This is a genomic window from Roseateles sp. P5_B10, from assembly GCF_056400485.1.
In genome coordinates, this window is record NZ_JBFULE010000359.1 from 1 (window position 1) to 5,290 (window position 5,290).

Annotated in this window: 5 protein-coding genes and 1 pseudogene; 3 read left to right on the forward strand and 3 right to left on the reverse strand. The window is 66.5% G+C overall.

The features are described 5' to 3' along the window. The 3 genes and pseudogenes from AC1DU6_RS19255 to AC1DU6_RS19265 all read left to right on the forward strand — a co-directional run. A pseudogene (locus AC1DU6_RS19255) lies at window positions 1–459 on the forward strand (TonB-dependent receptor); the annotation flags it as partial. Window positions 460–623: 164 nt separating this feature from the next. Continuing rightward, complete coding sequence (gene pyrE, locus AC1DU6_RS19260; protein ID WP_056191492.1) at window positions 624–1,292, forward strand: orotate phosphoribosyltransferase; 669 nt, start codon at window positions 624–626, stop codon at window positions 1,290–1,292. After that, window positions 1,292–1,984 (forward strand): hypothetical protein, encoded by a 693-nt coding sequence (locus AC1DU6_RS19265; RefSeq protein ID WP_056191490.1) that lies wholly within the window; start codon window positions 1,292–1,294, stop codon window positions 1,982–1,984. The genes pyrE and AC1DU6_RS19265 overlap by 1 nt, the downstream gene beginning before the upstream one ends. Window positions 1,985–2,008: 24 nt before the next feature. Here the strand turns inward: AC1DU6_RS19265 and gatB are convergent, their stop codons facing one another. Genes gatB through gatC form a run of 3 tightly spaced genes read right to left on the reverse strand, consistent with a single transcriptional unit; the run spans window position 2,009 to window position 5,243 of the window. Next, window positions 2,009–3,457, reverse strand: a complete 1,449-nt coding sequence (gene gatB / locus AC1DU6_RS19270) for an Asp-tRNA(Asn)/Glu-tRNA(Gln) amidotransferase subunit GatB (RefSeq protein ID WP_056191488.1) — start codon at window positions 3,455–3,457, stop codon at window positions 2,009–2,011. A gap of 2 nt (window positions 3,458–3,459) precedes the next feature. Then, window positions 3,460–4,947, reverse strand: coding sequence for an Asp-tRNA(Asn)/Glu-tRNA(Gln) amidotransferase subunit GatA (gene gatA / locus AC1DU6_RS19275; RefSeq protein ID WP_477858951.1), 1,488 nt, complete (start codon window positions 4,945–4,947; stop codon window positions 3,460–3,462). Then, entirely contained in the window at window positions 4,944–5,243 is a 300-nt protein-coding gene (gene gatC / locus AC1DU6_RS19280) for an Asp-tRNA(Asn)/Glu-tRNA(Gln) amidotransferase subunit GatC (protein ID WP_056191485.1), read from the reverse strand. Before gatC ends, gatA begins: the two co-directional genes overlap by 4 nt. Window positions 5,244–5,290: the final 47 nt, after the last annotated feature.

Below are 5,290 nucleotides of genomic sequence, written 5' to 3' on the forward strand. Positions count from 1 at the left end.
AAGGACGCCAATCTCTTCGTGCAACCCTGCGGCAATGCCAACTTCCAGTTCCTGGAAGCCAACACCGGCTGCACGGTGCTCGACCCGGCCGGCCCGCTGGCTGGCACGGTCAGCATCAACGGCAACCCGCTCCCGCGCGCACCCAAGGTCACCTGGAACTGGACGCTCAAGTACAGCGTCGAGCTGGGCAACGGCGAGCTGAGCGTGCTGACCGACTGGGCCTACAAGGACAAGTACAACATGTTCCTGTACGAGGCCGTCGAGTACAAGGCCAAGTCGGCGCTGGAAGGCGGCCTGCGCGTGGGCTACGGCTGGAACAACGGCAAGTATGAAGTGGCGGCCTACTCGCGCAACATCACCAACCACCGCCAGGTCGTCGCCGCCATCGACTTCGACAACCTGACCGGCATCGTCAACGAGCCGCGCAGTTACGGCGTTCAGTTCAAGGCCAGTTTCTGACCTTGTGGGACGGACCTGGCCAGGTAATCCTGGACAGCTCGGTCCTCAACTGATTCAGCGTAAGACGTCATGCGGGCCCCGCCCGCGACTTGGTGAAAACCATCGACGGCCCGGCCCCTTCTAGGGGTCGGGCCTGTTTTTTTGACCCCTAGAATCTTTGTCACATGTCCGCCGCGCCCACCGACTCTCTCGCCCAGTCCTTTGTCGCCTTCGCCGTCGAGGCTGGCGTGCTGCGCTTTGGCGAGTTCAAGACCAAGGCCGGCCGGCTCAGCCCCTATTTCTTCAACGCCGGCCTTTTCGATGACGGTGCCAAGCTGGGGCGACTGGCTGGCTTCTACGCCGAGCGGCTGATTGCCTCGGGCCTGCAGTTCGACATGATCTTCGGCCCGGCCTACAAAGGCATCACGCTGGCCGCCGCTGTATCCATGGAGCTGGCGCGCCGCGGCCACAACGTGCCGTTCGCCTACAACCGCAAGGAAGCCAAGGACCATGGCGAGGGTGGCACCCTCGTCGGCGCGCCGGTCCAGGGCCGCGTGCTGATCATCGACGACGTCATCTCCGCCGGCACCTCGGTGCGCGAATCCATCCAGATGATCGAGGCCGCCGGTGCCACACCCTGTGGTGTGAGCATCGCGCTGGACCGCCAGGAGAAGGCGGCCGAAGGCGGCGTCGACAGCCCGCAGTCTGCCGTGCAACAGGTTCAGCAGCGCTACGGCCTGCCGGTCGTCGCCGTGGCGGGTCTTGCCGACCTGCTGGCCTTTCTTGAAGGCGCGCCGGAGCTGGCCGCCCACCGCCCGGCCGTGCTGGCCTACCGAGAGCGTTACGGGGTCTGATGCGCGTCCTGCCCGCCCTGCCCGTTCTTGCCGGCCTGTTCGTCGCCAGCACCGCGCTGGCGCAAGACGTCACGCCCGCCAAGGGCATCTACACCTGCACGACGGCCGATGGCCGCAAGCTGACCGGCGACCGCCCCATCCCCGAGTGCACGACGCGCGAACAGCGCGTGCTCAACCCCGACGGCTCGCAGCGCGCGACGCTGCCGCCCTTCCTCAGCCCCGAGGAGCGCACCGCCAAGGAGGCCGCGGACCGCCGCGCCGCGGCGGAACGCATTGCCCAGTTGGACGCCATCCGCCGCGACCGCACGCTGATGCTGCGCTATCCCACCGAGGCCGCCCACCAGCGCGCCCGCAACGCCGCGCTGGACGACTCCAACAAGGCCATGCGCATGTCCGAGCGCCGCATCAAGGACCTGAACATCGAGCGCAAGCCCCTGCTCGACGAGGCCGAGTTCTACAAGGGCCGCCCACTGCCGGCCAAGCTCAAGCAGATGCTGGACGCCAATGACGCGAGCATCGAGGCCCAGCAGGTTCTCATCGAGAACCAGAAGGCCGAACTCGTGCGCATCAACAAGACCTTCGACGCCGAGCTCGCCCGGCTGAAGAAACTCTGGGCCGGCGCCACGCCGGGCTCGCTGCCACCGCTTGGCGAGCTGCCGCCGACGGCACCGCCGCCGACGCCCAAGCGCTGAGTTCAGCTTCGGGCAAACCCTGGGCTAACCGAGCTTCTTCTTCAGCAGTTCATTGACCAGGGCGGGGTTGGCCTTGCCCTTGGTCGCCTTCATCGCCTGGCCGACCAGCGCGTTGAAAGCCTTGTCCTTGCCGGCCCGAAACTCGTCGACCGACTTCTGGTTGGCGGCCAGCACCTCGTCGAGGATGGCCTCGATGGCGCCGGTGTCATTCGACGTCCTGAGGTCCTTGGCGTCGATGACTGCATCGACATCCTTGCCCTCGCCGCTCCACAAGGCTTCGAAAACTTGCTTGGCAGAGTTGTTGGAGATCGTGCCGTCGGTAATGCGCACGATCAACTTGGCCAGCAACTCCGGGCCGACTGGCGCGGCATCAATCTCGCGGTCTTCCGAATTCAGCCGGCGCGACACCTCGCCCATAACCCAGTTTGCAACCAGCTTCGGAACCGCACCCGCGGCCTTCGCGGCCTCGTAGTAGCGCGCCGTCGCCAGGCTCTGCGTCATCATCGTCGCGTCATAGGCGGGCAGGCCATCGACGCTCTCGAAGCGCGCCGCCATCACGCGCGGCAGCTCGGGCATCTCACCCTTCACACGCTCCACCCACTCCGGCGCAATGACCAGCGGCGGCAGGTCGGGGTCGGGGAAGTAGCGGTAGTCCGCCGAGTCTTCCTTGCTGCGCATCGCGCGGGTCTCACCCGTGTCCGGGTTGTAAAGGATCGTCGCTTGGCTGATTCGGCGGCCGTCCTCCAGCTCGTCGATCTGCCAGTTGACCTCGTAGTTCACCGCGTCGACGAGGAAGCGGAAGCTGTTGAGGTTTTTGATCTCGCGGCGCGTGCCGTAGGGCTCGCCGGGTTTGCGCACCGACACGTTGACGTCGCAGCGGAAGGACCCTTCCTGCATGTTGCCGTCGCAGATGCCCAGCCACATCACCAGCGCATGCAGCGTCTTGGCGTACTCGACCGCCTCCGCACCCGAGCGCATGTCGGGCTCGGAGACGATCTCCAGCAGCGGCGTGCCGGCGCGGTTCAGGTCGATGCCGGACTGGCCGTGATAGTCCTCATGCAGGCTCTTGCCCGCGTCTTCTTCGAGGTGGGCGCGGGTCAGGTTGACCTTGTGCTTGACGTCGCCGACGAAGAATTCGACCGAGCCACCCTGCACCACCGGGATCTCGAACTGGCTGATCTGGTAGCCCTTGGGCAGGTCCGGGTAGAAGTAGTTCTTGCGCGCGAAGATGGACAGCGGCGCCACCTTGGCGCCGACCGCCAGGCCGAAGCGGATGGCGCGTTCGACGGCGGCACGGTTCAGCACCGGCAGCGTGCCGGGCAGGGCCAGGTCCACCGGCGAGGCTTGCGTGTTGGGCGCGGCGCCGAAGGCGGTCGAGCTGCCGCTGAAGATCTTGCTCTGCGTGGAGAGCTGGACGTGGTTTTCGAGGCCGATGACGACCTCATAACCGCGGATGAGCTTGGAAGTTGGCATATTCAGAATCCTGCGGGCGCGGCCAGATGCCAGTCGGTGGCCTGCTGGAGGGCATGAGCGGCGTGCAGCAATTGCCCTTCCTTGAAGTAGTTACCGATCAACTGCAGGCCGACGGGCATGCCGCCGTCGCCCAAGCCCACCGGCACGCTCATGCCGGGCAGGCCAGCAAGCGAGCCGGGCAGCGTGAAGATGTCGGCGAGGTAGGCCTGGGTCGGGTTGTCCTTGCCCTCGCCATGCTTCCAGGCGACGGTGGGCGCCACCGGGCCGGCGATGACGTCGCACTGGGCGAAGCACTGCTGGAAGTCGTCAGCGATCATGCGGCGCAGCTTCTGAGCCTGCAGGTAGTAGGCGTCGTAGTAGCCGTGTGACAGCACGTAGCTGCCAATCATGATGCGGCGCTTGACCTCTGGGCCGAAACCCTCGGCGCGCGTCTTCTTGTACATATCGAGCAGATCGTCGTACTTGGCCGCACGATGGCCGAATTTGACGCCATCGAAGCGACTCAGGTTGGAACTCGCCTCGGCCGGCGCAATGATGTAGTAGACGGGAATGGCCAGTTCGGTGCGCGGCAGGCTGACGTCCACCAGCGTGGCGCCCAGCTTTTCCAGCTCGGCCAGACCCGCGCGCACTGCGGCGTTCACGTCCGCCGACAGGCCCGCCGGGAAGAACTCCTTGGGCAGGCCAATGCGCAGGCCCTTCAGTGGTTTGCCGGCAGAAGCGCCCTCGCGGGCCGCCAGCATCTGCGCATGAAAGTCCTGCGGCGGTTGCTGCACGCTGGTCGCGTCTCGCTCGTCGAAGCCGCTCATGGCCGACAGCAGCAGCGCGCAGTCCTGCGCCGAGCGGGCCATGGGGCCGGCCTGGTCCAGGCTGGAGGCGAAGGCGATCATGCCGTAGCGGCTGCACACGCCATACGTCGGCTTGATGCCGGTGATGCCCGTGAAGCTGGCCGGCTGGCGGATGGAGCCGCCGGTGTCGGTGCCGGTCGTGCCGGGCACGAGGCGGGCGGCCACGGCGACGGCCGAGCCGCCGGACGAGCCGCCGGGCACGCGACTGACATCCCAGGGGTTGTGCGCCGGACCGTAGGCGCTGTTCTCGTTGGCCGAACCCATCGCGAACTCGTCGCAGTTCAGCTTGCCTAATGAAACCGTGCCGGCCGCGTTCAGCTTGGCGACAACGGTCGCGTCAAACGGGCTGCGGTAGCCGGCCAGGATCTTGGAGCCGGCCGTCGTCGGCATGTCGGCCGTGACGTAGATGTCCTTGTGCGCAATCGGCACGCCGGTCAGCGCAGCGGCATTGCCGGACGCCAGCACCGCGTCAGCGGCAGCCGCACGGGCCAGCGCGCCGTCGGCGTCCACATGCAGGAAGGCGCCCAGGCTGGCGTGGGCGGCAATGCGCTCCAGCAGGCTTTGCGTCGCCTCGCGGCTGGACAGGGCACGGCTTTTCAGGGCGGCAGCCAGCTCGGCCACGCCCATGTCGTGAACGGGCTTCATTCGATGACCTTGGGAACGAGGAAGAGGCCGTCCTCGACGGCCGGGGCGCTGCGCTGGTTCAGCTCGCGCTGGTTGGTCTCGGTGACGGCGTCGTCACGCAGGCGCAACTGCACCTGCTGGATGGCCGACAGCGGCGTGTACAGCGGCTCGACGCCGGCGGTATCCACCGCACTCATCTGGTCCACGATCTTGAAGAAGTCGTTCAGGTTGCCCAGCAGCGCCGCAGATTCAGCCGGTTGCAGTTCCAGCCGGGCCAAATTGGCGATGCGGCTCACGTCATCGGGAGTGAGGCTCATGAGTCGTTTTCAGAAGTAAGGATTGAGCCAGAAACCCAGTATTGGCG